Here is a 23,395-nt window from a genome sequence, read left to right on the forward strand (position 1 = left end):
AATCATTGACCCCTGACATACATTCTCATGAATAAAGCCATCCTCGCTCAAGCCGCCAACGAAGCCCGTGGTCTCGCCATGGACGCCGTGCACAAGTGCTCCTCCGGCCACCTCGGCCTGCCCCTCGGCTCGGCTGAGATCGGCGCGGTCCTTTTTGGTGACTCCCTCCAGTGCAATCCTGATGAGCCGAAGTGGCTCAACCGCGACCGTTTCATCCTTTCCGCCGGCCACGGCTCCATGTTCATCTATTCCTGGCTGCACCTCAGCGGCTATGCAGTGACCATCGAAGACGTGTCCAATTTCCGCGTCCTGCATTCCATCACCCCAGGCCATCCGGAGTTTCATGAAACTCCTGGCGTGGAATCCACCACCGGGCCTCTGGGCCAGGGCATCGGCAATGCCGTGGGTTATGCCCTCTCCGGCAAAATGGCCGCCGCCAAATACAACACGGCTGATCACAAGATCATTGATAATCACATCATCGCCCTGGCCGGTGATGGCTGCCTTCAGGAAGGTGTGGCCCGCGAAGCCGTCGCCTTTGCCGCCCACAACCACCTGGACAACCTCATCGTCATCTTTGACTCCAACGATGTCACGCTGGATGCCATGGCCAAGGTCACCCAGAGCGAAGACACCCAGGCACTCTACTTGGCGCTGGGCTGGAATGCAGTGACCATTGATGGCCACGATATCGACGCCGTAAAAGCCGCGATCGAAGAAGCTAAGAAGAGCGATAATGGCAAGCCTACAATCATCATCGCCAAGACCATCATTGGCAAAGGCATCCCAGAAGTCGCAGGCACCGCCAAGGGCCACGGCGAAGGTGGCGCGAAGTTTGTGGACGCCGCCAAAAAAGGCCTGGGCATCCCAGAAGGCACCCACTTCTACGTCAGCGATGAAGTGAAAAATTACTTCTCGGAGCTGAAGGCCCAGCGTGCCTCTGCCCATGCCGAGTGGAACCAGACCTTCTCCGCCTGGAGCGCCGCCAACCCCGGCCTAGCTGCCGAACTGGATGCCGCCCGCCATGGTACTTTGAGCGCCGAAGACCTTCTGAAGGTCATCCCTGAATATCCTGCCGAAGGCAAAGCTGCCACCCGCAACAGCGGCGGCGAGATCCTGAATCACTTGGCTAAGGCCGTCCCTCACCTCATCACCGGAAGCGCCGATCTTTTCGGCTCCACCAAGAACTACATCACCGGTGCCGGTGACTTCAGCGCCACCAACCCGACTGGGCGCAACATCTGGTTCGGCATCCGTGAGCACGCCATGGGCGCCATCTGCAACGGCATCGCCTATGACGGCCTCTTCCTGGGAAGCTGCGCAACCTTCCTCGTCTTCGCCGACTATTGCCGCCCCAGCATCCGCCTGGCCGCACTGGCCAAGCTCCCCGTCACTTACATCTTCACGCATGACTCCGTCGGCGTGGGTGAAGACGGCCCGACCCACCAGCCGGTGGAAACCGTCAGCGGCCTGCGTGTGATCCCGAATCTGGACGTCATCCGCCCAGGCGATGCCGAAGAAGCCGCCGCAGCCTTTGCCGCAGCCTTCAGCCGTCAGGACGGCCCGACCCTCCTGGCACTCAGCCGTCAGGACCTTCCTCACCAGGGCATCGCCAGCGTGCTCACACGCCGCGAAGGCACCATCAAAGGCGGTTACGTCCTTGTGAAGGAAAGCGCCCCCCTGGAAGCTATCGTCATCGCCACCGGCTCTGAAGTGCAGCACGCCGTTGAAGGTGCCAAAGGCAAAAACGGCGTCCGCGTCGTCAGCATGCCTTGCTTTGAACGCTTCGACCGCCAGGACGCCGCTTACCGTGAATCCGTCCTGCCAGCCGCCTGCACCAAGCGCATCGCCATCGAAGCCGGCGTCTCCGGCCTCTGGTGGAAATACGTCGGCACCCAGGGCCAGATCATCGGTATCGACCGCTTCGGCATCAGCGCCCCCGGCAACACCGTCTTCAAGGAACTCGGCATCACCGGCGAAGCCGTCGCCAAGGCTCTCGCCTGAAGCTGACGCGGCCAAGACCGCCATCAGATCACTCATCAAGGGAGGCTGGAAACAGCCTCCCTTTTTTTTGGCTCTCATTCACCTCTGATCCCTGAGGCCCGCCATTCACTTCAACTGCCGCAAAATCGTGGCATCTGTGATTTTATCATCGGCGGCCAGTAGGAATGCCTTGCTTAGGATCACGCTCAACACACGATCTCCTTCGAAAGGTAGAAAGACCTTGTCCCCGGCTTTGTCCACCTGCCCCTGGGCTGGCACAATGCAGAGATATTTGTCCTGCGGCATGATGAGGATGTTACCACTGCCGAGATGGATTTTGTATCCGTGTTTCTTGCCTTGAACCAGAAGAAACCGGTCCAAGAAAGAACACTGTGAGGCGATCTTTAACCTAGGCACCAGACGTTCCAAAATGGCCTTGCGTGTCTGGGCGGAGGCATTCAGTCCGCCAAATCCATACTCATGCCAGTAACCGCGCTGCTGCTCATCACGGCCACCGTCTAGCCAGGCCGGATCATTGCCCACACTCGCCACACCAACAAACAGGTCCACATCGCGCATGATCTCGGAGAACACCAGCGGATCGACCTCCGCGAGAGGCAGAGGCTCGGCCGCCTGTCCCCAGTTAGGTGTGTAGCCGCCCCCGCCCGCATGGGCACTCACACCTGCGGCATCATGCGGGTAAAAGCGCACCTGGTCAGTAGCCACGTAACGGTAGGCCCCACTTTCCAAAGTATCGGTCCCGTAGTTTGTACCAGCTCCCTCAATCCAGTATTCCGCGCGCAGCCCCCATTGCGTCAGCCAGCGAGTGGCAGGCGCATAACAGTCATCCACCATCAGCCGCAGCTTGTTCTTCCAGCCACGGGCCGCACACAGAGCATTGAACTGATGCTGACGCAGCAGATGAGCCGCGAAGCGGTTGGAATACACGTGCGTCTGCTCCTCCGCCGGAGTCAGCAGATACACCTCCCGATGCGCCTGCTTGAATGGCTGCACGATCTCCCATTCCTCTAAAAATCCCCGCCAGCCCAACACCACATCCGCCGACTGGTTCAATGGATGCCATAGCGTTACAGTACTGCCATCATCCGCCAGTTCGATAGGGTGTCCCTGTCGGTTCACCAACGCATCTTTCAACCAGACGCCAGGAGTGGTGACTCCGTTGGTGGTGAAGTTCCAGATCAACCGCCGGACGAGCACACTCATCAGCGGATGGTCGCAGTAGCGTTCACGCCAGACAGCCAGCGGCCAAGTTTTGCGCTGGAGATAAAGGTTATCCAGCCTTTCCGACTGGGCAGGCAGCATCTTTTCGATGTCCTTTTTCGCCGCCAAAAACTCCTTCACATCCTCGGCAAATTCTGTCTTCAGAGCGGCAGGCAAAGACTTCTGGGCCTTGCCGTCCGCACGCTTCCACATCACCTCGGTGCTGCGTGAGCTGATGGCCCTCAGCTCCGCCGTAAATTCACCGATCTGCTGCACCAATTCCCCGCTGCCCGTCATTCCATAGGCTGGCACGCTCATTTCCTCCAGTTCCTCCCTGGGCACGCCGAGCTGCTCCGCCAGCTTGGCCAGAGCCTTGTCAATGGCTGCCTGGGCACCCCCAAATTTAAGCTTCACCTTCAGCAGGGCCAGCTGTCCCAGCGCATCCGCTGTCCCCATCAGGCCCAGAGCGCCGATGCAGGCATTGCCTACACGAACAGAACGCGATCCCACTTGAGGCATTTTTTTGTAGGCGCTCAGCCCCAGCCCGGAAAGTAGCCTGGCGGTTTCACGCCCCGGCACCAGTCCGCAAATCCACGCCAGCCCGCGTAGGATGTCCTGATGCGCATCCGTGATCACCTGCGTGCCCGCACGCACATGCTGGGACTCTTTAGTCCCTGCCGTGCGCGGCTCATTCACCAGCGGCAGCCATGCTGACATACGCTGAACAAACTCTGTGCGCCCCTCTTCCCCCTCCATCAAGCCTTCCACCTGTTTCATCCATTTCTGAGAAGGACTAGCGGTGGTAGCTGAAACACAATGACCTAACAAAGAACACCAAAAATCGCGCACATCTTTTCCCGCCAGAGACATGTCATGGATTGCTGCATCCGTCCATGCCTCACCCGCCTCCAGGGGTAGATCAGGTGTCCGGCCAATCGCTCGGTCAATGCGCCGGCTAAGCCGTCGCTCATCGGCACCTGCATAACGCGTAAAGGCCTTTTGAAACTTCAAAAAACCAGCCACCAGCGCTTCCGTCATCCGCTCTTCCTCCGCTAGCTCTTCAGCAATGCGGACGATCCCGGAAATAGGATAAAGATAAGAGGAAGCGCTTGATCCTCGGCAGACCCATCTCAGCATAGTGAGGATCTGTTCTTCATTCAGAGGCAGCTTGCGGCCCAGCAGTGAATTCAACAGCGCCAGCGCCACCCTTCTCTTTCGGCTGTTGCGGTCAGTGCCAAAAAAATTGGCCACCCCATTGTCCATATTTTGTATGACCTCGACAAGAGCCGCCGCTAGTGCCGCCTGCTCCCCGCAATCTACATTCAACATTTCAGCCCCCGTTTTCGAAGCCTTCGGACTGAATCTGTCCCACTCATTGCGAAGGAGTGGCTCAGCCTCATCCAGATACGACTGGATCTGCTTGTGGTGAAGTTTGGAAACTGTTTCCCCCGCAACTCGCGTTTCCAGCACAGCCTCAGACATCTTCTCCTCAGCCTTTGCCGGCGGCTCGCCGGATGTTCCTTTGATTTTATGAAGAATGTCCTTCAGCCAGTTCATACTTTTAGCCTCCCACCAGCGGCACCAATTTCACAAAGCTAACCTCCGTATCCGCTTCGATGAGAAATTCCTCATCCAGGCTGGATGCCTGCCGGTCTCCGATGAGCATGAAAAAACCGTTGGTTTCGAAGGCTTTCAGCGCCGCCTTGTATTGGCGCTCCCAGTTGACGGGCTTGAAGATAGCCCCGAGCTTTCCATTCAACCGGGTCTCTTCCTCCGTCGGCTGGATCAGTCCCCAGAAGGTCGTGATCCTGGCCTGAGAATTGTAATCCTGCACCTCCTGCCAAATGCGCGCCCTGATGATCTCCCGCACTGGCAGGCGTTCATTAATGGATTCGATGGTGAAGGCACGCACCCGCTCACCGCTGAGAGTTTCATCTATGACAATCATCAGGAGTCCAATGCAGGCCGGATGAGACCCTTTTGCAAGCCTGGATTTGGCATCCCACGCCCTTGTTTCTCTTTGTTCAGCTTGGCGGAGACACAAAAATCTGCCATGGAACCCCATGGCCCGCGTCCTTATTCTGTTTGCCCATCCGGCGCTGCATCGCTCCCGCATCAATGTGGCACTGTTGGAGGCTGTGCAAGGCATGGAGGGTGTGACCTTCCGCGATCTCTATGAGGAGTATCCGAACCTGCACATTGATTTTGAAACTGAGCAGGAGTTGCTGCTCGAGCATGATGTCATCGTCTGGCAGCATCCCTTTTACTGGTACTCCGCCCCGGCCATCCTGAAGGAATGGCTGGACGTCGTGCTGGAGTATGGATTCGCCTATGGCGAAGGAGGCACACGGCTGGCCGGGAAAAAGGTGATGAGCGCGCTGACCACTGGCGGACCCGCTGATGCTTATCAGCGCGGTGGTTACAACCATTACACCGTAAAAGAACTTCTAGCGCCCTTCGACCAGACAGCGCGTCTGTGCGGCATGGAATATCTGGATCCCTTCGTCATCCAGGGTGTGAGGCAACTTACGGATGAGCAGGTGCGGGAGTGCGCAGCGGCCTATCGGACCCGGATCGAGGAACTTCGCAGGCTGGTTTAATCTTCACCCCACAGCCGCCAGGCGACCAGCGCGGTATCGGACCTCGCATAGATTTTATTTCCCACAAAGGCAGGATGCGCCCATGTTTTGCCGATCATCTGGTGACGGGCCAGTTCCTCAAAACCTTCAGGCTGGAGCCGCACATACACAAGTTCACCACTGGCATTGAGTAGCGCGGCCAGGCCTTGGGATTCACGCAGCCAGACCAGGCTCATCTGGGGATTGCGATCCTTGGGTGTCAGCCTGTTGTCATCGCTCCATCGGATCTTGCCCGTGGCCAGTTCAAAGGCCTGCAATCCTTTGTTTTTGTCCAGGAGGTAAACCATGCCTTCCTTGTATAAAGGCGAGGACATCAGACCGCACATGTCCTTTTCATTTTCCCAGAGCAAAGTTGGTTGGGCCGTCAGACGAAGAGCCTTGGTCCCATGCCAGTAACCAGATACGAGAAGGATTCCATCCTGGTATAAAGGCTGGGCGATGCTGACGCCATAAGTGATCTTGTAAGGGTAGGTCCAAAGAGTCTCCCCCGTTTCAGGATTCAGGCTCTGGATGTTCTCCGGCCCCCAGGCGATGATCTGGCGGATGCCCTCATGGTTGATGATCTCCGGCGTGCAATATCCCGCCGGGTCCGCCCCTCCGCGCCAGAGCAGCCTGCCGGTGGTCTTGTCCAAGGCCAGCACGCTGCCATCGGGCTGCGCCCCCACATGCAGGAGCACTCGTCCGCCATCCAAAACCGGTGATGCGGCAAAGCCCCAGGTGGGGATTTTAGCCGCATGCTCTTTCACGGTATCCACCTGCCACACCACCTTTCCAGACATTGAATCCAGACACAGAGCCATGCCCGCCGCCCCCAGCACATACGCCCGTCCTTCATCCAGATTGACCGAAGAGCGCGGCCCGGAGGCATACTGCATACGCCCATAAACAGCCGGCCAGGTGTAAGACCAAAGCAGCTTTCCAGATGCCTCAGCATAACAAAGAATGCGTTCAATATCCGCAGGCTCCTTCGGCCGGTCCAGTACATACACACGCCCACCGCTCACGGTCACCCCACCGTAGCCACTGCCGATCTCAACCTGCCAGAGTTCCTTCGGCTGCTGACTGGCAAAATCTGCCGGGATGCCTTCAGGATTCCAGGCACCATCACCCATCACTCCCCGCCAACGCGGCCAGTCCGCAGCTTGCGCAGAGAGAGTAAAACAGAGGACGAAAAGCCAGATTTTCATGAGGACAGGAAAGTAGTACGAAGAAGGGCCACGGGTCATTTCCACTACAATTCATGACAAACCAGCAGCAGCAGGTGATGGCAGCCGGAGGAATCATGGGGGGTCATCAAACCATGTCCAAGCCCCTCCTCATCCTCTTCGGCACCTTCTCAGGAAACTCAGAATCCTGTGCGGAAAAAGCGGCCCACATGGCCCGGCAGCGCGGTTATGACCCCGTGCTGGAAAACATGATGGACACCTCCTCCGATGTGCTGCGTCAGTTCGATACCGCCCTGCTCATTACCAGCACCTATGGCGATGGTGATCCGCCAGATGGCACGGAGAATTTTTATGAGCAAGTGGTCAACCGTCCCCGCTTCCGCCTGGATCATCTGCGTTATTCAGTGCTGGCACTGGGAGACTCTTGTTATGACCGCTTCTGCCAGTGCGGAAAAGATTACGATGAGGCCCTGGAGGCCCAGGGAGCCACACGCTTCCACGCTCGGGTGGATTGCGACATTGACTATGACGAACCCTGCGAGGCCTGGATCGAAGGCGTCTTTGCCGTGCTGGCAGAAGAGCGTCTGCAGGCGGCCTAACCATCATCTCCTTTTTCATGGATTCCACTTCCCGCCATTCTCCGCGCATCGCCTATAGCTTTCCGGCCCAGACCTTCGACCTCCGCAGGGTTCGCCCGGAATGGTGCTTCGAAGCGGACGGTGGAGCCGCCATGGCCATTCACCTTGATGGAAACTGGCCGCGTTTCTTCAAGCATCTGCGCGAGCTCGGACTAGTCATGGCCACCGCAGCACGCGGCCCGGTCAGCATGGCCACTGCTTGGGAGAAACCGTTATTCCAGGCTTACCCCGGCGGAGATGAATGGCTATGCCTGGACTCCGGGGCCGAAATCCGCCCCTCCGCCTTTGGCGGTGCCATGGCCGTGGTGGAGGATGCAGGCGGTCAGCAGGTGGCCAGCTTCCAATTTTTTGATCGCAGTGGCGAAGGATGCTTGAAGATCCTCGTCACCAACTGGTCCGACTATGAGGTCTATGAGGACCTCGTCTCCCGCCATGCCAGCGGGCGTCGGACCATCCAATTTGGCCAGAAAGCCGAAACCAGCCCAGAGATGCCCGCGCCCGACACAGCGACGGTGCGGCAACTCTGGAATGGCCTCTCGCGCAGCCTGCCTGACACGGTTTTTCCCGGTTTGGAGGGCGTTTCACGCCTCTCTGCACTGGCAGCCGTGGGGCAGGATCTGGCCTGGCGTCTGCCGCGCAGGGTGGTGCGGCAGGCGCTACAATCTATGACGCTCGCCCAGGTACCCCTGGGCGGTGCGGTGCGCAATGAGGCCGTCTTTATGCCCACCGGATTTTTCCCCACCCACTGGGGGGACTGTGGTTGCGGCACCACGTTTTTTGGCGAGGCATCCCAGCTTACCCTGCGTGGCAGCAGGCACCGCGGTCAGGCCTGGGCCACCCGTTTTCTCCTGGGCGGCGAGGAAATCATCTGCATCGAGATGTTCAATATCCGGGGTGAATTCGCGGGTGGTGTGGGCCTCAGGCCCGAATCTTCCCGCAGACACCGTGACCAGTGGAATGAGCTGCTGAAAAGCGCCTCCTGATCCCATTCAGAGAACACAGCGCATCCTGGTCATCAGGTGTGGCGTTCTCAATTTCATACGCTTTTCCGTTTTCCCTGCCCACATCTACAGCCTAGTGGGATAACGGAAATCTCTTGCCCCATCGGGTAAAGCGTGTTCTCTGAACTTTCCAACTCACCCCTCAAACTTCTCACATGACCGAACGTCGCGTCGTTATCACCGGAATCGGAACCGTTTCTCCCTTGGGAAACAACAAAGACGATTTCTGGAAGAATCTCCAGGCTGGAAAGAGCGGCATCCGTCGCATCCAGAGCATGGACACCACCAACTATGACTGCAAGATCGCAGGGGAAGTGGTGGACTTCGATCCCACACCTTTCTTCAATAACCACAAGGAGGCCCGCCGTGCGGACCGGTTTTTCCAGCTCGCCATGGCCGCCTCCAAAATGGCCGTCAAGGATAGCGGTCTGAACCCCGACGGGCTGGACCCGCATCGCATCGGCGTCATGGTCGGCAGCGGCATCGGCGGTCTTAGCACCATCGAAACGCAGTATGAGATCCTTTTGAACAAGGGTCCCGGCCGCGTCTCCCCCTTCCTCATCCCGATGATGATCACCAACATCGCCACGGGCATGATCGCCACCGAATTTGGCTTCATGGGGCCAAACATGTGCATCACCACCGCGTGTGCCACCTCCAACAACAACATTGGTGAAGCTTGGCGCATCATCAAATTTGGCGATGCCGATGCCATCGTCTGCGGCGGCTCTGAAGCCTCCATCCGCCCTTGCGGCCTCTCAGGCTTTGCCAACATGAAAGCCCTCTCCATGCGCAACGATGACCCTGAGCATGCCTCCCGCCCCTGGGATATCGGCCGCGACGGTTTTGTCATGGGTGAAGGTGCCGGCGTTGTCGTTATCGAAGAGCTGGAGCACGCCAAAAAACGCGGTGCCACCATTTATGCCGAGCTAGCCGGCTACGGCGTCACCGCCGATGCCTACCACCTCACGGCTCCACATCCAGAAGGCCTCGGTGCCTCCAAGTGCATGGAGATGGCTTTCCGCCACGCCAAGCTCAATCCGACCGATGTCCAGTATGTAAACGCCCACGCCACCTCCACCCCTGTAGGTGACATGTGCGAACTGCGCGCCATCAAACGCACCTTTGGTGAATACGCTCAGAAAGGCCTGCTTGTCTCCGGCACCAAGTCCATGACAGGTCACTTGTTAGGCGCTGCTGGCGGCATCGAACTCGCTGCCTGTATCCTGGCCATTCGTGACCAGGTCGTCCCGCCGACCATCAACGTCGAAAACCTGGACCCTGAAGTGGATGTGGACATCGTCGCCAACACAGCCCGCCCGGCCAAGGTTAATGCCGCCCTCAGCAACAGCTTCGGCTTTGGCGGCCACAACTCCGCCCTCCTGGTGAAGAAATTCGACTGATCGCATAACACCGTTCAATCCTTCAGCCCGCACAGCGACCCTGTGCGGGCTTTTTCTTTTTTACAACCTAACAAACTATCCAACAATTCACATCTCTATTCCCCTCCTGTTAATCCCGTCATCTAGTTAATCCTGTAAAAATAGGGCACCCCCAAGCTCTCCCACTCGATCTCCCACACCCATTCCACCCTGCTCAAAAAAAAATTTGCATCCATGCTGAATAGACCGCGCGGAGCTCCGTCGAAATGAGCGAACCCAAGTTCATCCTCATGAAAAAGATCATCGCCATCCTCGCTGTTGTAACCGGCATCGGTTTCCTCACCCCTTCGGAATCGAGCGCCCGCGATTACTGCCACAATGACCGCCGCGTCGTCAGCTACCACCCTTGCGGCGCACCGATTTATGCCGTTTACCATGTCCATGGGCATGACCGTTACGGACACCCGATTGGCCATTGGGTGACTCAGCACACCAGCCACAGCTCCTGCCGCTCCTGCTATTCCCGCTCCAGCCACCACCATGACCATCATCATGACAGCCACCACCGCGGGCCCAGTTTCCCCGTGCCTCCTCATCACCGGGCAGCCGCCAGCTTCTTCTTCGGCTTTGGCCGTTGATCTGGTTTGAAAAACTTCTCGCCGCCGCAGAGCCTCCCAGGTTCTGCGGCGGTTTTGTTTTCTTGATTTGCATTTGCCCTCCCGCTGCCTCCCCTTCAGTCATGCTGCCAGACACGCTTCGCCTTCGTCTTTCCGCCTTGCTCGGAGTGACCGCCATCATCCTCGGCTCCCTCGGTGCCCATGGCTCAGTGCATGATGCCCTTGTAACGGCTGGCACTTTCGAAAACTGGAAGACCGCCGTTAGCTATCATCTCCCCCACGCCATCTTCCTCTCCATCCTGGCACTGTTTGGCACCATGGGCGGGAAAACCGCCTCCTGGGCCTGGCGTAGCCTTTTCACCGGTGTACTTCTGTTCAGCGGCTCCCTTTATCTTCATTCCTATACCCAGGTGAAGTGGCTGGTTTATATCACCCCCGTGGGCGGCCTCGCCATGATGCTGGGCTGGACCCTGCTGATTTTTGCCCGTTGGCAGCGCCCGTGATTTTATTCACTTCCGCAAGGCTGTGATTGAGTCCTGAAGGGATGGCACGTATTGTTTTTATATATCTGAATGTCCCGCATTACTGCTGATCCATTTCCCCCACCGGGTTCTTCCGGTGCTGGACGGCTGCCCCCAGCGGACTCTCAGGCAGGCATCCAGCTCCCCGCGCCACCCCGCGGCCCTCGGGGTCCCAGGGATAAAGATGGCCCCCCATCACATCGGGATGACATCCTCATTCCTGACTACACCCTCATCAAGCGCATCGGCTCCGGCGCCTATGGGGAAGTATGGCTGGCCCAAAGCGTCACCGGTGCCTACCGTGCCGTAAAAATTGTCTGGCGGGAGGACTTCGAACTCACCCGCACCTTCCATCGCGAATTTCTCGGCATCCAACAGTTCGAGCCCATCTCCCGTGGCCATCCCTGCATGGTCCACATCCTCCATGTCGGCTGGAATGAAGACCGCGGTTTTTATTACTGCGTCATGGAGCTGGCCGATGATGCGGAGGAAGGCCCTAACTTCGAAAGCGTCCACACCTACGTGCCCCGTACTCTGGGCACGGACATGAAGCGCCACGGCAGGCTGGACCTCATCTTCTGCCGGGATGCCGGGGTGTATCTGGCCGATGCACTCTATTACATGCACAATCGCGGCCTCACCCACCGCGACATCAAACCTTCCAACATCATTTTTTGCGGTGGCGTCTGCAAGCTGGCGGATATCGGCCTCGTCGCCGGATTTGGTGAGCGTACCTTCGTCGGCACCGAGGGCTTCGTTCCTCCGGAAGGCCCTGGCACCGCCCAGGCGGATATTTATAGCTTGGGAAAAGTGCTCTATGAAATGAGCAGCGGCAAAGACCGCATGGAATTCCCCGAAGTCCCCCTCAACCTCGGCGATGATGAATGGCCCTTCTGGCTGGATTTAAACCGCGTCATCTGCAAGGCCTGTGCGCCGGATTTGAAAGAACGTTTTCAAACCGCAGGTGAATTCGCCGAGGCGCTCCAGCGTGTCGGTGAAAAGCGTGCCGAGAGCCTGCTCCGACGCTTCAGCCGTGCCGCCGTCTTCACCCTCATCGGCTCCGCCCTCGCTGGAGCCGGCCTGTCCGCCGCCAAGTATCAAGACGAATGGGCCTATGAGCTGCCCTTGCCTGTCAAAGCAGCCCCTCCCCTGCCCCAGCCGCCGCAAAAAGGCCGCCCCTGGCAGAATATTTATGGCCAGTGGTTCACCTTCACCAAGGACCGCCACATCGCCGACCTGCCCGTGGAGGCCACCCTCTTCCGCTCCTTTCTTTACGCCACCGGTCGCGCGGCAGAATTCGGCGTGGTGGAATTCGTCACCCCGGATAAAAAAGTCCTCCACTGCGTCATGATTCCGGAAGCGGATGCAGATGCGTTTACAGTCTGGATGACCAGCCGTGATCGCCAAAGCGGTCGTCTGGACATTGATCACGAATACACCTGGCGCGCGGCGAACATCCCCAAATCCAAAGCCACCAATCCACGCCCGGGCTGGCATGCCATCCGCACCGAAATCGTCCGCGTCCCTTACGGTCGCCTCAGCCTCGACAGTACACCGCGCGGAGCCGAAGTTTACGATGGCGAATCCCGCGTGGGTCGCACTCCGCTGCAACTCACCAAGGTCAGAGCAGCCAAGTTTGATTACGAAGTTCGCCTTCCCGGCTACAAGAGCGAATTTGCCCGGGGCAATTTGAAGGAGGACCAGGCCATGAGCTTCAACCTCCGCCTGCGCGCCACCGGCTCCGTCGTTTTTGGAAAACCGTGGGAAAACAGCCTCGATATCAAAATGGTCCCCATGGGACGCGCCATGCTCGCCGCCATCGAAACCCGGCGGAAAGACTTCGCCGAATTCGCCCGCAGCACCAATTTCCCCCCAGTTGAAGGACTCATCCTGGACGCCGACCCCAACCTCCCCGTCACTAACATCACCCGCGCTGAAGCCGAGCTATTCTGCCGCTGGTTGACCGACCGCGAGCGGGGCAAAGGCCTACTGGAGCCGGACCAGGAATATCGCCTGCCCACCGATGATGAATGGAGCATGGCCGCGTACCTGCCGCTGGAGCTGGGTGCCACCCCGGCAGACCGCAGTAATCGCATTGAAGGTATTTATCCCTGGGGATTCACCCCCGCTCCCACCAGTAAAGTCGCCAACTTGCTCGATAAATCAGTACCTGGTGCCGGGAAAAAATCCGTCCCTGGCTATGATGACAACTTCGTCGGCCTTGCCCCCGTCGGCAGCCTGCGTCCCGACAGCCGGGATCTTTATGATCTCTCCGGCAACGTCTGGGAATGGGTATCCGATGATTGGGACTCCACTGGCAGCGCAGATGGCGTCGCCCGCGGTGCCGCTTATACCACTTACGAGCGCCAGCAGCTACTCGCGTCCTACCGCCGCAAAATCCCCCAGTCTGCCCGGGAACCAGACATCGGCTTCCGCATCCTCCTCATCAGCGCTGACCTCAGCGCCCGCGATGATGAGTAGTAAAGCCAATGGCAAAATGAAGGGGGTTACAAGGGATAAGCGTAAACTCGCCATTGAGCTTCGATTGCACCTCACCCCGCATTTCAGGGCATTCCTTCAGTCCACAGTCAAAACTAAAGACCTGCCGCACCGGCAGCTTCACGGACAAGTTTGATAAATCGTCCGCGCTCTCCAGTCACATCTGCCCCCTTGGATTGTTCTGCCAGCCTGAGAACTAAACCATGATCCAGTTGCGGAGTGCTGGGAACGCCCCTCATCAGCAAGCCAAACCCAACAACGGCGCTATCGAAGACAAAGTCTTCCCGCGCCTGAGTCCAGGCACCGCCAGCATCCTGAATACTCAGCTTCGTGCTGTCAAAAGGCCCCACCGTTTGGGTCGTGAAGTGGCCTTTATCCAGAGTGACTGTGGCGACAGTTTTGACGCCATCGCCACTGCCATTGGGGAGAAACTCATACCAGACGACATGGGTTCCAGCCTTTCGCAGCTCGGCCGCAGGCTGATGCCGCTCACAGAGCTGGCGGTATTCGCGGACATTATTGGGATCAAAGGTGACTCGCAGCGGATAGCTGGCTTTGGTCATCGCCGCAGGCTGGTCTGCAGGAAGCTGTATAGTCACGCGCAGCAGACGATGATCCTCATTCCAGGGGCAGGAGGCCACATCCGCCTTCCATGAATGAATGTATAAGTCAGGGGTGCGCGGCTTGCCATTATCTTTAGACTCGGGAGCCTGACGAATAGGCGCAGGTGCGGCGAGCAGAGAATTTTTATTCACCTTCGCAGGTCGTGGACGGATCTGAGCAGGAGTCAGATCAAATTGGTCCACCGGATGGCGGCTGGCACTGAGGAAGGCCACATGCCTACCCGGGGTGGTCAGAGGCAGCGGGCGGGAGGAGATGCTGGCTACTGGAGCCGCCATAGGTTTTGTTAGCACGGCATCTGGCTTTGCTGAAGGTGCAGCAACGACCATCGGGACGGGAGCAGGTGACGAAATAGCGGCGATTTCAGCCTTCTCGGATACTGGAGCAGGCGTCAAAATGGCCTCCACCTCTTCAATCACAGGGGCATCGGCCTCAGGTGCCAAGGCCACCATGGCTTCCGGTTCCTTAGCGACGACAGGTGTTTCCTGCGGCACAATAACAGGGGCGGGAGCAGCAGTCTCTACAATGATCTCTTCAGGTGCAGTGCCCAGGCCAGTGTGACGGCCAATGATGTAGGCAGCCCCGGTGAGCACAACAATGGCAGCCGCTTTTATCACACCATTGATGATGGGTCTAAAGATGGAAGGCTTGCGCGGAATAGGGCGGGGCATCAAGGGCCCCATCCGGCGGGGGAGATTGGTTGGATAAAGCACCGCATGGCGCTGCTCAGGGAGCAGGCGATCCTGAGGAATGGGCGCTCCCTGCCGCAAGGCGTCGGTCACGGCTTCCACCTGTTCCAGTTCATGGGTGGCGACTGGGCAGGCCGCCAGCAGGGCGTGGATCTCGGTCGCCTGACGGGCATGCAGCTCACCCAGGGCATATGCGGTGAGGTCAGGATTTTCGTGGGGGGACGATTTCATAAAGGTGGTTCAGTTAGAGCGGGTGGCCAGCTCGCGGTTCAGGTGCTCACGCAGTTTTTTGATGGCCACATGCATGATGAATCCAACGTTGCCAACCGTGAGGCCGGTGACATCGGCGATCTGCTGGTAAGAGCAGTCGTGCATGAATTTGAGACGAATGACTTCTCTTTGGTTCGGGCGGAGTTTTTCCACGAGTTCCCAGATGCGTGCGTGAAGTTCATGGGAATCGGCATTTTCCGCAGGGTCCGGATCAAAAGAGACCGCTCCTGCCAAAGCATCTTCATTGCCAAGATCCAGCCGGTGATCCTTCCGCAGGATGTCGAGGGCTCGATTTCGGCAGACCGTGAAGAGCCAGGCTTTGAGGTTATCCCGTACTTTCTCTGGATCGGTGAGGTATAGCTTAAGCAGGGAGTCCTGGACGACATCACGCGCGCGCTCGAAGTCTCCATTGAGCACGCCGGCCGTGTAAGCGATGAGGTTACTCTCGTACTGGTCCAGCGCCCGCCTGACGAGGAGGGAGGCTTCATCTTGATGAGGCTGGCCGGACATGTTTTCACTTTGCGACTTTTGTAACGTCTGGGGAAGAGATTTGTTAGAGTGGACTGTGCAGAACGTTCGGAGAATCCGGCCATTTGGAGGTTCGCTCTCCCTGTCCCCACTTTTTACGCGTAAGCTCACCCCTGAATGTCCCACACTCCCGCCTCCCGCCTACCTCTCGCTTTTTTACTTGGGACTTTGAGCCTGCTCAGCGCTTTTTTGCTCTTCCAGGTACAACCGGTCATCAGCAAATTTATTCTTCCCTGGTTCGGTGGCAGTCCGGGGGTGTGGACGACCTGCATGGTCTTTTTCCAAATCGTGCTTTTTGCCGGGTATGCATATGCGCATCTGCTGACGCGATTGAGACCGCGCATGCAGGCTCTGATTCACAGCATCCTTATCCTGGCCGCACTGCTCGTCTTACCCATCGCCCCTGGTGATGGCTGGAAACCTTCTGGAGACGAGGATCCCGCCGGGCGTATTTTGCTGTTACTGCTCGGCACCGTGGGGCTGCCCTATTTTGTCCTTTCGAGCACCAGCCCCCTGGCACAGGTCTGGTTTACCCGGGCAGTGCCGGGGGGCACTCCTTGGCGATTGTATGCCTTGTCGAATATCGGCTCCCTGGCGGCATTACTGAGCTACCCCTTCTTTTTTGAACCCAGACTGGAGGTCACTGCGCAGACGTGGTTGTGGTCAGGGGCCTTTGTGCTTTTCGCTCTGCTTTCCACCACCATGGCCTGGAAGGTCAGCGGGAAAAAAGGGCGTATGGAAGCCAGGGAAGAGACTCCTGAAAGGCTGGATGAAAAACCGAAGTGGTGGCATCGCCTCCTATGGGTAGCCCTGCCGGCACTGGCCAGTGTCATGCTCCTGGCCACGACAAACCACGTGTGTCAGGATGTGGCCGTCGTCCCCTTCATGTGGGTGGTGCCTCTGAGCTTATACCTGCTGACGTTCATCATCTGCTTTGAGCATGAACGCTGGTATGTCCGCTGGCTGTGGGCGCTGCTGGCGGTGGTCGTCATTTTTTTGACGGCGGGGGAGGCGCACTTCGGCAGTGAGGTGGATCTGATGGAAGATTACATGGCGGAAATTTCCTGGTGCTTTGGGGCGATGTTTCTGGCGTGCATGGTGTGCCACGGCGAGCTGGCCCGGCTGAAGCCCGCGCCTTCCCGGCTGACGGAGTTTTATCTCTTGATGTCCGCTGGCGGAGCCATCGGCGGCATGCTGGTGAGCCTGGTCGCACCGCGTTTCTTCGTGACGTTTATGGAATGGCCTGTGGGGCTGATCCTGAGCTTAGTGGTAGCGGGTTTTGCCATGGTTCGTGCCTTTTGGCGACTGTCATTTCCCTGGCTACTCATCCTGACCGGCAGCCTGGGTCTAGTCACCCTGGGCACGGATAGAATATACAGTCATTTTTCAGGGGAGAAGAGCTGGGTCATGCACTTCTCGGATCTCCTTTACAATCATCTGCAAACAACCGTCAAATCCATCGCCTGGCTCCAGTGGCCGGAATCCTGGACTGCCACCACCGGCATCCTGTGGGTCGCGGGGTGGCTGGCAGCCGCACTTTTGCTGGGTTATGCAGTTTTTGTGGTCATTCGTCTGATCAAAAGCCGGGGAACAGCCAGCATGCATCTGCTGACGGAAGCCATGGTCGTCACAGTGTTGCTCCCAGCCCTTCTATTTCTCCTGATGAAGACCACTCATGTGGAAGAGAGATTGGAGCGTGTGCGCAATTTTTACGGTACGGTTTACATTGATGAAGACTATGACACAGGGCTGGAAAACCTATACCGCACACTGACACATGGTGGCATCGTTCATGGGATGCAAAACCTGGGATTCCTCTACCGGCAGGAGCCAGTCACCTATTACGGCAGGAACACCGGCATTGGCAAAGCACTGGCCAGTCTGGAGAAGGTACCAAACGCCCGTGTGGGAATCGTCGGTCTCGGGGCAGGAACGGTCGGCTGCTATGCACAGGCAGGGCAAGCCTTCCGTTTTTATGAGATCAACCCCGATGTGGTACGGCTGGCACGGAAGCACTTCACCTATCTTACGGATGCCGAAGACCGAGGAGCAACTGTGGAAACGATCATCGGCGATGCACGGCTGATGCTGGAAAGGGAGCCTGACCAAAAATTCGATGTGCTGCTGCTGGATGCCTTCAGTGGCGATGCCATTCCCATGCATCTGCTGACGCGCGAGGCTTTTGAAATCTACCATCGTCACATGAAACCAGACGGGATTATTGCTGTGCATGTGACGAACAGTTATCTTATCCTGACACCGGTCGTAGAAAAGCAGGCAGCAGCCATGGGGTGGCGGACCACACGGATCATCACCGAGGAATACGGGGATGACGATGCAACCGACTATGTCTTGGTGACTCAAAATGAAGCCTTTTTAAAGGCGACTCCTGCCGATGAACCGGAAGATGAGCCCAAGCTAAACGTGCCCTTATGGACGGACCGTTATCACAACCTGTTCCAGATTTTGATGACGGAATAAGGCCAGATTTTTTGGCACTCGGGCATGGGTTAGCGGGAAAGAAATGAGTTCATGGACACACCCCCAATCCAGACGGAAGCATTGATCCTGCTGCTGACCCAGCATCAGGACCGGCTGTTTCGTTACATCTACGCATTGCTACCGAATGAAGCAGATGCGCGGGATGCGCTACAGGAGACGAGCGTGGCATTGTTTCGGAAATTCGACCAGTATGATCCCTCGCGCCCTTTTTTGCCATGGGCGTACCGGTTCGCCTACCTGCAAGTTCAGAAGCAGCGGGAAAAAAATGCCCGCTCTCCCCTGCTGTTCAGTGAGGATGTGATGGATCTGCTGGCGAATGAGCGTATGCACATTGAGCCTCAGCTTGATGAACGTATTCGCTTGCTTGATGGCTGTCTGGATAAACTCACTCCACAGGACAGGGAACTCATCACCAGCCGCTATGGATTGCACCAAAGTGCGGAGGAAATGATGCAGCGTTTCTCACTGAGCCGCCGCACCCTGTTCCGTAATCTGGAAATGCTGCGTCAGCGCCTGCATGAATGCGTCACACGCCAGCTTCAATTGGAGGGCCTCGCATGAACTTGAAATCCCTCATTCACGCCAGGCTTGATGGCGAAATCACCCCGGAGCAGCTGGCTCAGTTGGAAGAGCTTTTGCGGGAGGACTGGCAAGCACGTCGCCTTTATCTGGAACTGGCGGATCTCCACGCCCGCCTTCTCCAACAACCCCAAATTGCCGCAGGCCGACTTCCCAAAAAGGTGGTTTCGGTATCCTCACAAACCTGGAAATCTTTTCTTCCTGCCTTAGCTGCCGCCGCAGTCATCGCCCTTGCCTTCACCCTATGGCCGCATGATTCCCCGCTGCCTGAAGCCACTTCAAACGGTGTCGCGATGCTCAGCCAGACGATGGATGCGGAGTTTGAGCAAAACTCAATGCGTAGCGGGGATACCCTGATGCCTGGCCGGATCAAGCTTACCAAGGGTCTGGCGCAGATTGAGTTCTTTAGCGGTGCCACGGCATTGGTCGAAGGCGCGGCCGAGATCGAAGTCATCTCCGCCTGGGAGGCCCGTTGCGTAAGCGGTCGCGTGCGTGTGCATGTCCCACCCGCAGCGAAGGGCTTCCTCATGCATGCGCCTGGAATGAAACTCGAGGATCTAGGCACCGAGTTTGCCCTCAATGTGAAGAATGATAGCAGTGCCGTGCACGTTTTTGAGGGAGAAGTCATTGCCCACACCAACCTGGCACCTACCAGCCTCACGCAGGGCATGACATTGGGAAATACCACGGATGATTTTCTCCGCATCAACGAGCTGCAAGGTCTTGTGAAGGAACGTCAAGCACATCGTTTTGCAGACTGGCAGGCATGGTCTGCACGGACCGAAAAAGACCCGCGTCTCATCGCTTACTACACCTTCAAACACCGGCCCGAGGACCAATGGGACCGCATGGTGAACAACCTGGCGCAGCCTCCACAAGAACAACGTCATGGTGGGGCTGTGGGTGCACGCTGGACCCAGGGCCGATGGCCGGAGAAGGAAGCGCTGGAATTCAAACGCCCGGGCGACCGCGTGCGCATGAATCTGGACGGCACCTATGCCGCAATCACCCTGGCCTGCTGGGTAAAGGTGGACAGTGTGGACAAAAAGTACAATTCCCTGCTCCTCACCGATGGCTACGACAATGGCGAGCCTCATTGGCAGATTTATGAGGACGGAAGCCTGATGTTTTCCATCATGTACCGCCCCGCCAGCGCACCAAAAGGCGGAAAACCTAACCAGATATACCACTCCAATCCCGTCTTCACCGCAGACAGCCTGGGCCGCTGGCACCATCTGGCCGTGACGTATAACAATCAATCAGGCCAGGTCATCCAATACTTCGATGGTCAGGAAGTCAGTCGTGAAGTGTCAGCCCTGCACCAGCCCGGAAGAGACATCTCCTTGGGCCCCTGCGAGATCGGTAACTGGGGGCTTCCCACCGCTGGTCACCAGTTCCCCATCCGCAATCTCAACGGAGCCATTGATGAATTCGCCATTTATAGCGCGGTGCTGTCGGCAGAGGAGGTGAAGGCAATGTTTGAGACGGGAAAGGTGGAATGAAGCCCCAAATGACCCATGAGTTATAGCGCCCCATTGAGCCCGCAGGCTCATCCACCCTTCATGGTAAATTAACTGGAGCGAATGAAATATTCATTTGGCACTCCACAACCGATGGACGGGAATAAGTAGGTAGCCTTTTACGCATCGTCCCAGCCATGACATCTCGCCTGATCCTCATTGCCCTGTCCGTCATTTCTTCGCTCCATGCAGAAGATACGGAGGCGCTTTTTGTTCGCCGCGTGTGGCCTATGTTTCAGGAGAAATGCCTGGCCTGTCATGGCAATGATGAAACGAAAATCAAAGGTGGACTGGATATGCGTACCCTGGCCCTCACCCTCAAAGGTGGAGACAGCGAAGTCGCTGCCCTGGTGGCAGGGAAAGCAGATGAAAGCCCCTTGTATCTGGCATCCACACGCACTCATGATGACTGGGAGCCTATGCCTCCAAAGGAGAATGATAGGTTAACCGATGAACAACTTGGGTGGCTAAAAGAGTGGATCAACGGAGGGGCACCCTGGCCCGATGAAGCCCGACGCGTGGAGGTGGCTAAAGCTTCCTCTGACAAATGGAGCGCTGAGGATGGCATCACCGTAAAGACAGTAGGAGCACTCTCCCCCGACTGGGCCAACAGGCGTTACAAGCCAGAATCCCTATGGGCTTATCAACCGGTAAAAAAACCGGCGCTGGAGGTGTCACCCTCCAGGCATCCCATTGATGCCTTGATTGAAAAAAAAATCCCTCAAGGTGTACTGCCCGCTCAGCCAGCGGATGCCTGTGCATTCATCCGGCGAGCGACTTTTGATCTGACCGGCCTGCCCCCTACCCCCGAGGAGGTGAATGCTTTTGTCAGTCAGATGGAAACGGGCGGAGGCTCCAACGCACCCTATGTAAATCTGATCAACCGATTGTTAAACTCTCCTCATTATGGTGAAAGAATGGCGCGGCACTGGCTGGATGTGGCGAGGTATGCGGACAGCAGCGGCTTTGCCAATGACTATGAGCGGGGCAATGCCTGGCGCTACCGTGACTACGTGGTGCGGAGCTTCAATGAGGACAAACCGTATCACCAATTCATCAAGGAACAGGTCGCTGGAGATGAGATGGCTGGAGAGGACGCGCTGATTGCGACGGGTTTTCTACGCATGGGCCCTTGGGAACTGACTGGCATGGAGGTGGCAAAAATCGCCAGGCAGCGTTTCCTGGACGATGTGACGAACAGCGTCGGAGAAACTTTCCTGGCGCATTCCCTGCAATGCGCGCGCTGCCATGATCACAAATTTGATCCGGTGCCGACCCATGATTATTATGCAATGCAGGCCTGCTTCAGCACGACGCAACTGGCGGAAAGACCCGCGCCTTTTACCGTGAAGGAAAACACGGCGGGCTTTGAGGAAAGGAAGTATCTGGAACAGCGGTACGAAGGGCATCTGGCAGCACTCCGTGATCTGGATAACAAAATGCTTATCAATGCAGAAAAGTGGTTTGCTGAGAAAAAACTGGACCGTAGCGACTGGGACTCAGCAGTGGCCAGTGCCCGTGCTTTTATTCAAGGCGGTGGCAAACCGCAGGGCAAAGTGAAAAGCAAGGGCAAGACAAAGAACTTCGCCGGGGTGTTTGAGATAGCTCGTGGCACCTTACAAAAACGGGGTGTGCCTGAAGACCAGTATCCGCCAAAGCTGGTGGGCTTTGAACCAGTGGACTTTGGCAATGAGCGTGTGGCACGCAAAGGGCTGGAGAGGCTGAAGTGGGAGCTGGAGAGGTATGAGCCGTTTGCCTTCAGCGTTTACAATGGGCGGACTCCGCAGATGACCTCTGTGAACCAGCCGATGCGTATACCCGAAGGGCGCATGAGCCAGGGTGAGCTGGAACAAACAACCATTCTAGGCGGGGGCGATCCCTTTTCACCCACGAAGCACGTGCAACCAGGAATCCTGACCGCATTGTTTGAAACCGCAGATCTCCCCGCTTCCATTCCCACAGAGATCGAAGGCCGACGCACAGCCCTGGCGGACTGGATCGCCAATGAAAAGAATCCCCTAACCACCCGTACTATCGTCAACCGCATCTGGCTGTGGCATTTCGGGCAAGCTCTGGCGGGCAACCCCAACAACTTTGGTAGCACTGGGAAAAAACCAACCAACCCCGAGCTCCTAGACTGGCTGGCGGCGACATTTGTGGAGAAGGGCTGGTCATTCAAGGAGATGCACCGGATCATGATGACCAGTGATGCTTATAAACGAAGCGCTGAGTTAACCACAGCCAGCGCATCATCAGCCATGAGCCGTGAAGAACTGGAGGCAAGCTACGCCGTTTTCAAACCACGCAGGCTCACTGCCGAAGAACTGCGGGACACCATGCTGAAGGTAACTGGTGAATTGAATCCGACACTCGGGGGCATACCCAACCGGCCTGAGATCAATCTGGAAGTTGCCCTGCAACCCCGTCAAGTAATGGGCACCTTTGCCTCCGCCTGGGTGCCAAATCCCCTGCCCGCGCAGCGGCATCGCCGCAGCCTTTATGCACTGAAAATTCGTGGCGTCCGAGATCCTTTCATGGAGGTGTTCAATGAGCCCGGTCCTGACTTCTCATGTGAAGCACGGGAGATATCCACAGTGACCCCACAAGTCTTCAGCCTGTTTAACGGACAGGCCAGCTATGACCGTGCACTGGCCCTGGCAAACAGGGTTGTGAAAGAGGCCCCGGTGGATGTCATCGGACGGGTGATTGAACTGGCGTATGGCCGACCCGGGACGGCAGATGAAAAGGCTGCATGTGATATTCACTGGAAGCAGATGCAGACGAAACACGACACATTAGTCTTTACCCCCAAACAACCACCGTTGGAGATCATCCGCGATGCCGTGGAAGAAAATACAGGAGAGAAATTTAGCTTTCGTGAAAAGCTCCATGCCTATGCAGATTTTGTTCCTGACCTCCAACCCGGTGATGTAGATGCCCGCACTCGTGCGCTCGCAGACGTGTGCTTGGTATTGCTGAATTCCAATGAGTTTGCCTATGTCTATTGAAGCCGGTGCCA

Annotated in this window: 17 protein-coding genes; 12 read left to right on the forward strand and 5 right to left on the reverse strand. The window is 57.3% G+C overall.

What is annotated here, in order from left to right; genetic code table 11:
- Positions 1–27 precede the first annotated feature (27 nt).
- Positions 28–2,004: a transketolase gene (gene tkt / locus EI77_RS02225; protein WP_133793122.1), complete on the forward strand. Its 1,977-nt coding sequence runs from the start codon at positions 28–30 to the stop codon at positions 2,002–2,004.
- 105 nt (positions 2,005–2,109) lie between these two features.
- Here tkt and EI77_RS02230 read toward each other — a convergent pair whose 3' ends face one another.
- On the reverse strand, positions 2,110–4,761 hold the full coding sequence (locus EI77_RS02230) for a DUF4132 domain-containing protein (protein ID WP_133793123.1): 2,652 nt from the start codon (positions 4,759–4,761) through the stop codon (positions 2,110–2,112).
- Between the two features lie 4 nt (positions 4,762–4,765).
- The gene (locus EI77_RS02235; protein ID WP_243838640.1) at positions 4,766–5,152 is read right to left on the reverse strand and encodes a hypothetical protein; all 387 of its coding nucleotides are present in this window, start codon (positions 5,150–5,152) and stop codon (positions 4,766–4,768) included.
- 115 nt (positions 5,153–5,267) lie between these two features.
- On the opposite strand from EI77_RS02235, the gene kefF reads away from it, so the two are divergent.
- Complete coding sequence (gene kefF / locus EI77_RS02240; protein ID WP_133793124.1) at positions 5,268–5,804, forward strand: glutathione-regulated potassium-efflux system oxidoreductase KefF; 537 nt, start codon at positions 5,268–5,270, stop codon at positions 5,802–5,804.
- Here the strand turns inward: kefF and EI77_RS02245 are convergent.
- A complete protein-coding gene (locus tag EI77_RS02245) occupies positions 5,801–7,030 on the reverse strand; it encodes a PQQ-binding-like beta-propeller repeat protein (RefSeq protein WP_166646974.1) in 1,230 nt (409 codons plus the stop codon). The two genes, kefF and EI77_RS02245, sit on opposite strands and share 4 nt — an antisense overlap.
- Positions 7,031–7,143: 113 nt before the next feature.
- Here EI77_RS02245 and EI77_RS02250 point away from each other — a divergent pair, with 113 nt between their 5' ends.
- From EI77_RS02250 to EI77_RS02275, 6 genes are all read left to right on the forward strand, one after another.
- Positions 7,144–7,608, forward strand: coding sequence for a flavodoxin domain-containing protein (locus tag EI77_RS02250; protein WP_166646975.1), 465 nt, complete (start codon positions 7,144–7,146; stop codon positions 7,606–7,608).
- 17 nt (positions 7,609–7,625) lie between these two features.
- Complete coding sequence (locus tag EI77_RS02255; protein ID WP_133793127.1) at positions 7,626–8,630, forward strand: ChuX/HutX family heme-like substrate-binding protein; 1,005 nt, start codon at positions 7,626–7,628, stop codon at positions 8,628–8,630.
- 173 nt (positions 8,631–8,803) lie between these two features.
- A complete protein-coding gene (gene fabF, locus EI77_RS02260; RefSeq protein WP_133793128.1) occupies positions 8,804–10,051 on the forward strand; it encodes a beta-ketoacyl-ACP synthase II in 1,248 nt (415 codons plus the stop codon).
- Between the two features lie 245 nt (positions 10,052–10,296).
- Positions 10,297–10,668 (forward strand): hypothetical protein, encoded by a 372-nt coding sequence (locus tag EI77_RS02265; RefSeq protein WP_133793129.1) that lies wholly within the window; start codon positions 10,297–10,299, stop codon positions 10,666–10,668.
- 101 nt (positions 10,669–10,769) lie between these two features.
- Positions 10,770–11,150: a DUF423 domain-containing protein gene (locus tag EI77_RS02270; RefSeq protein ID WP_133793130.1), complete on the forward strand. Its 381-nt coding sequence runs from the start codon at positions 10,770–10,772 to the stop codon at positions 11,148–11,150.
- 69 nt (positions 11,151–11,219) lie between these two features.
- Positions 11,220–13,649 (forward strand): bifunctional serine/threonine-protein kinase/formylglycine-generating enzyme family protein, encoded by a 2,430-nt coding sequence (locus EI77_RS02275; RefSeq protein WP_133793131.1) that lies wholly within the window; start codon positions 11,220–11,222, stop codon positions 13,647–13,649.
- 113 nt (positions 13,650–13,762) lie between these two features.
- On the opposite strand, the gene EI77_RS02280 is transcribed toward EI77_RS02275, so the two are convergent.
- Positions 13,763–15,208, reverse strand: coding sequence for a YfbK domain-containing protein (locus tag EI77_RS02280; RefSeq protein ID WP_133793132.1), 1,446 nt, complete (start codon positions 15,206–15,208; stop codon positions 13,763–13,765).
- Between the two features lie 9 nt (positions 15,209–15,217).
- Positions 15,218–15,757 (reverse strand): RNA polymerase sigma factor, encoded by a 540-nt coding sequence (locus EI77_RS02285; protein WP_133793133.1) that lies wholly within the window; start codon positions 15,755–15,757, stop codon positions 15,218–15,220.
- A 135-nt stretch (positions 15,758–15,892) separates the two neighbouring features.
- On the opposite strand from EI77_RS02285, the gene EI77_RS02290 reads away from it, so the two are divergent.
- The 4 genes from EI77_RS02290 to EI77_RS02305 all read left to right on the forward strand — a co-directional run bounded on the left by EI77_RS02290 (position 15,893) and on the right by EI77_RS02305 (position 23,384).
- The gene (locus EI77_RS02290; RefSeq protein ID WP_133793134.1) at positions 15,893–18,256 is read left to right on the forward strand and encodes a spermidine synthase; all 2,364 of its coding nucleotides are present in this window, start codon (positions 15,893–15,895) and stop codon (positions 18,254–18,256) included.
- Positions 18,257–18,307: 51 nt separating this feature from the next.
- Positions 18,308–18,838 carry a sigma-70 family RNA polymerase sigma factor gene (locus EI77_RS02295; protein ID WP_133793135.1) on the forward strand — a complete coding sequence of 177 codons (531 nt, stop codon included), beginning with the start codon at positions 18,308–18,310 and terminating at the stop codon, positions 18,836–18,838.
- On the forward strand, positions 18,835–20,358 hold the full coding sequence (locus tag EI77_RS02300; RefSeq protein ID WP_166646976.1) for a LamG-like jellyroll fold domain-containing protein: 1,524 nt from the start codon (positions 18,835–18,837) through the stop codon (positions 20,356–20,358). Before EI77_RS02295 ends, EI77_RS02300 begins: the two co-directional genes overlap by 4 nt.
- A gap of 155 nt (positions 20,359–20,513) precedes the next feature.
- On the forward strand, positions 20,514–23,384 hold the full coding sequence (locus EI77_RS02305) for a PSD1 and planctomycete cytochrome C domain-containing protein (protein ID WP_133793137.1): 2,871 nt from the start codon (positions 20,514–20,516) through the stop codon (positions 23,382–23,384).
- The last annotated feature ends 11 nt before the right edge of the window (positions 23,385–23,395 follow it).

This window comes from Prosthecobacter fusiformis (genome assembly GCF_004364345.1).
In the GTDB taxonomy this organism is placed as follows: domain Bacteria; phylum Verrucomicrobiota; class Verrucomicrobiia; order Verrucomicrobiales; family Verrucomicrobiaceae; genus Prosthecobacter; species Prosthecobacter fusiformis.